This window comes from Brachybacterium sp. ACRRE (assembly GCF_022346485.1).
GTDB lineage: Bacteria > Actinomycetota > Actinomycetes > Actinomycetales > Dermabacteraceae > Brachybacterium > Brachybacterium halotolerans.
Genome location: NZ_JAKRMO010000119.1, coordinates 1 through 3,646, shown reverse-complemented (window position 1 = coordinate 3,646; position 3,646 = coordinate 1). Strand labels below are relative to the sequence as shown.

The 3,646-nt window shown below is 69.4% G+C and carries 5 protein-coding genes and 1 pseudogene; 1 reads left to right on the top strand and 5 read right to left on the bottom strand.

Features of this window, described 5'->3' with window-relative positions:
* The 5 genes and pseudogenes from MHY49_RS18805 to MHY49_RS18785 all read right to left on the bottom strand — a co-directional run.
* A pseudogene (locus MHY49_RS18805) lies at positions 1-253 on the bottom strand (MBL fold metallo-hydrolase); the annotation flags it as partial.
* Positions 254-306: 53 nt separating this feature from the next.
* Positions 307-1,584: an MFS transporter gene (locus MHY49_RS18800; protein ID WP_239206767.1), complete on the bottom strand. Its 1,278-nt coding sequence runs from the start codon at positions 1,582-1,584 to the stop codon at positions 307-309.
* Positions 1,581-1,973 carry a co-chaperone YbbN gene (locus tag MHY49_RS18795; RefSeq protein WP_239206765.1) on the bottom strand — a complete coding sequence of 131 codons (393 nt, stop codon included), beginning with the start codon at positions 1,971-1,973 and terminating at the stop codon, positions 1,581-1,583. The genes MHY49_RS18800 and MHY49_RS18795 overlap by 4 nt, the downstream gene beginning before the upstream one ends.
* Positions 1,970-2,839 (bottom strand): sulfite exporter TauE/SafE family protein, encoded by an 870-nt coding sequence (locus MHY49_RS18790; RefSeq protein ID WP_239206763.1) that lies wholly within the window; start codon positions 2,837-2,839, stop codon positions 1,970-1,972. Before MHY49_RS18790 ends, MHY49_RS18795 begins: the two co-directional genes overlap by 4 nt.
* Positions 2,840-2,864: 25 nt before the next feature.
* Positions 2,865-3,161, bottom strand: coding sequence for a rhodanese-like domain-containing protein (locus MHY49_RS18785; RefSeq protein WP_239206761.1), 297 nt, complete (start codon positions 3,159-3,161; stop codon positions 2,865-2,867).
* Between the two features lie 161 nt (positions 3,162-3,322).
* Here MHY49_RS18785 and MHY49_RS18780 point away from each other — a divergent pair, with 161 nt between their 5' ends.
* Positions 3,323-3,580: a metal-sensitive transcriptional regulator gene (locus tag MHY49_RS18780; protein ID WP_239206759.1), complete on the top strand. Its 258-nt coding sequence runs from the start codon at positions 3,323-3,325 to the stop codon at positions 3,578-3,580.
* The last annotated feature ends 66 nt before the right edge of the window (positions 3,581-3,646 follow it).

Sequence of the window (3,646 nt, the reverse complement as noted above, 5' to 3'; positions counted from 1 at the left end):
CCTCCCCACCCTCGCCGGAGACGTACGCGGTGGCGCCGGTGGCGGCGGCCAGCTCACGGGTGCCGGAGAGGAAGTCGGCATGGATGTGGGTCTCGGTCACCGCGGTGATGGTCATCCCGTGGTGGGCGGCCAGGTCCAGGTAGACCTGGATGTCGCGCCGCGGATCCACCACCAGCGCCACGCTCTGGGACTGGCAGCCGATGAAGTAGCTGGCCTGGGACAGGTCCTCGTCATAGATGCGTTCGAGAAGCACGATTCCTCCTGTGCGGTGTGGGCGATAACAGTCGAGCTATACCCCCGAGGGTATCAGGTACCCCCAGGGGTATGCAACGAGGGAGTCGGGAGGTGGTCGTTGCGGCGCATGCGCAGCGCGACGAGAACTCCGGATGCGGCAGTCAGAGCGGCCACGATGATGACCGCGGCCTCGAGTCCGAGGGCATCGGCCGTGATGCCGGCGACCAGGGCGCCGATGGCGAAGCCACCGTCACGCCACAGCCGGTAGACGCCCACCGCGCGTGCCCGCCACAACGGATGGGCGACATCGCCGATGCCGGCGAGCAGGGTGGGGTAGACCATCGCGGTGCCCAGGCCCAGCAGCGCCATCGCCCCGAGCCATGACGGGAAGCTCGAGCCGGCAGCGATCAGGGCAAGGGCCAGTGCCTGGGTGAGCATGCCGGCGACGATGAGGCCTTTACGGCCCCACCGGTCAGACAGCGCCCCGGTCACCAGCTGCGCAGCGCCCCATGCGGCCGGATAGACCGCGGCGAGCACGCCGACCTGCCCCAGTGGCAGCCCCGCGGTCGCGAAGAGGACGGGGAAGAGCCCCCAGGCGAGGCCGTCGTTGAGATTGTTGACCAAGCCGGCCTGGCTGATCGAGGACAGTGACCGATCTCGGAAGCTGGTCAGCACGAAGACCTCCCGGTCGCTGCGGCCCTTCCTATCGGGCGCCTCAGCGCCGCCAGGCTCGTGGCGCGCGTGATCGCGGGTCTCGCGCACCAGGAGAACCGACAGTCCCAGGCCCAGGGCGATGAAGGCGGCGCCCAGCAGGAACGGTGCAGGCCGCAGTCCATAGACCTCGGCGAGGTATCCGGTGGCCATAGCGGTCCCGGCGACCCCCAGGTAGCCGGCGGCCTCGTTCAGGCCCATGGCGGTGCCGCGACGATGGGGGCCGACCAGGTCCATCTTCATCACCACGGTGGTGGACCAGGTCAGGCCCTGGCTGATACCCAGCAGGACGTTCGCGGCCACGACCCACCCCCAGGTCGGGGCCAGGATCAGCAGAACCGGGACAGGCAGGGCGAGCACCCATCCTGCGACCAGTACGGGCTTGCGCCCGTGGCGGTCGCTGAGGGTGCCGGCGAGGTAGTTCGCGCCGGCTTTGGCCAGGCCGAAGGCGAGGATGTACGTCAGCGCCCCGGAGTAGTGGTCCAGCCCGAACTCCTCTGTGGCCAGCAGCGGCAGCACGGTCCGCTCCTGCCCGAGGGTCGCCCCGACCAGGGCGTTGACTGCCACGAGCAGCAGGAACTGGGGAAGGTTCTCACGCAGCCCCCATCGGAGCGGAGCAGCGATGGTGCGATGGGTCATCCTTGATCAGCCTCCGGGGCCGGCGCGCCCACGGAACCCATGTCCTGGGCGCGCACTGCCTCGAGCATCCTGGTGAGGCGGGAGGCGCGGAGCCCGCCCTGATGGGTCTGCACCAGCAGCCCGTCACGGAAGAGCATCAGCGTGGGCAGGGCCCGGATGTTCGCGGCAGCCGCCAGTCCGGGCTCCGATTCAGTGTCGACGGAGGCGAACAGCACCTCCGAGTGCTCAGCGGCGACAGCAGCGAAGATGGAGGAGAAGCGCCGGCACGGGGCGCACCAGGAGGCCCAGAAGTCCACCACGACCAGCTCATGGGAACGGATCGCGGAGCCGAAGGTGGTCTCCGTCAGAGCGAGGACGCGCCCGGGTGCGTGGGGAGCGGAGGCGCTCATGCGGTCCGCCGCGTCGCGCGCAGGGGGCAGCTCGGCAGGAGGAACCAGCATCCGGCGGCGGCGAGGGCGAACAGGACCGCTACCGCGCCGGCGATGGTGCCGGCGATCCCTGGCAGCTCCTGGACCAGGACGAAGGCTCCCATGACCAGGACGAACACTCCGAAGCCCTTGCGCAGGACGTTTTCGGGGATCCGCCCGGCCAGGCGGGATCCGAGCAGTGAGCCGAGGATCGCGGCGAGGGTCACCGCGCCCACCAGGGCCCAGTCCAGTGAGACGGAGGTGAGGTAGCCGGCGAGTCCCGCGAAGGACTTCATCGCGATCACCACCAGCGAGGTGCCCACCGCGACGGGCATCGGCAGCCCTCCCAGCAGGGCAAGGGCGGGCACCACCAGGAACCCTCCGCCCGCGCCGACCAGGCCGGTGGCGAGTCCGACCGCGAGCCCTTCGATCACGATCTTCGCCGTGGGCAGCTCGCGCGGGGAGGCATCCTTTGCGCGGGCGCCCTTGCGGCCGCGGATCATCGCGATCGACGTCGCGACCATCATCAGCGCGAACGCGATCATCAGCACGGTGCCGGGGATGTAGCCGCCGAGGATCCCGCCTCCGAAGGCGCCGACCATCCCCGCCGCCCCGAAGATCAACCCGGTGCGCCACCGCACCCGGCCAGCGCGGGCGTGGCTGATGGCGCTGACTGCCGAGGTGGTCCCGACGACGAACAGCGAGGCGGCGATCGCCTCTTTGGGCGGGAGTCCCGCCACATAGGTCAGGATCGGCACAGTCAGGATGGAGCCGCCGCCGCCGAGAAGGCCGAGCGAGACGCCGATCAGGACCGCCAGCAACAGGGTGAGGACGAGGGTGAACGTCATGAAGGCCTCCTTCTGGGCTGCGGAATCAGGAGGTCGGCAGGCCGGCGGCATGCCACGCGACCATCCCGCCACCCATCGTCGCGGTATCGAATCCAGCGGCCTCGAGCTGCTCCGCCGCGCGGGCGCTGCGCCGCCCGCTGCGGCACACCGTGATCACCGGCCGCTCCCGGTCCAGCTCTCCCGCTCGCGCGGAGAGCTGTCCGAGCGGGATGTGGATCGCGCCGGGGATCGTCCCCTCGGCGACCTCCTCGTCCTCGCGGACATCGACGATCTGGTCCCGCACGCGACGGACATCGGTCTCGGCAACGGTGATCTCAGGCATGACTGCTTCCTCTCCACGTAGTCGGTCGCCCCCGTGGCCGGGCTGGCGACCGTCGGGTGCGCTGCACCCGCGCCACAGAGAATGACATATACCCCAGGGGGTATGCAAGACACCCCTGGGGGTATATGCTCGAGTCATCGCCCCTCAATCAGGAGAACGCCATGGAACTCGACCCTTCGGACATGACCCCCGTCGTCCATCGCCTCAAGCGCGCCCAGGGACAGCTCGCCGCTGTCACCCGGATGATCGAGGAGGGGAGTGACTGCAAGGACGTCGTCACCCAGCTCTCAGCCGTCTCCAAGGCGCTGGACCGCGCCGGATTCGCAATCATCGCCAGCGGTATGGAGCAGTGCATGACCAGCCCGGACAAGGATCTGGACCGCAAGGAGCTCGAGAAGCTGTTTTTGACCCTGGCCTGAGACCCCGAATCCCGAGATGATCGGGGTCCGGCACGACGACCCGAAGGAGAAGACGATGACCTACAC

Coding starts and splice junctions, on each gene's coding strand:
- MHY49_RS18785 (WP_239206761.1), bottom strand. CDS start 3,161: ATGCCTGAGATCACCGTTGCCGAGACCGATGTCCGTCGCGTGCGGGAC.
- MHY49_RS18790 (WP_239206763.1), bottom strand. CDS start 2,839: ATGACGTTCACCCTCGTCCTCACCCTGTTGCTGGCGGTCCTGATCGGC.
- MHY49_RS18780 (WP_239206759.1), top strand. CDS start 3,323: ATGGAACTCGACCCTTCGGACATGACCCCCGTCGTCCATCGCCTCAAG.
- MHY49_RS18800 (WP_239206767.1), bottom strand. CDS start 1,584: ATGACCCATCGCACCATCGCTGCTCCGCTCCGATGGGGGCTGCGTGAG.
- MHY49_RS18795 (WP_239206765.1), bottom strand. CDS start 1,973: ATGAGCGCCTCCGCTCCCCACGCACCCGGGCGCGTCCTCGCTCTGACG.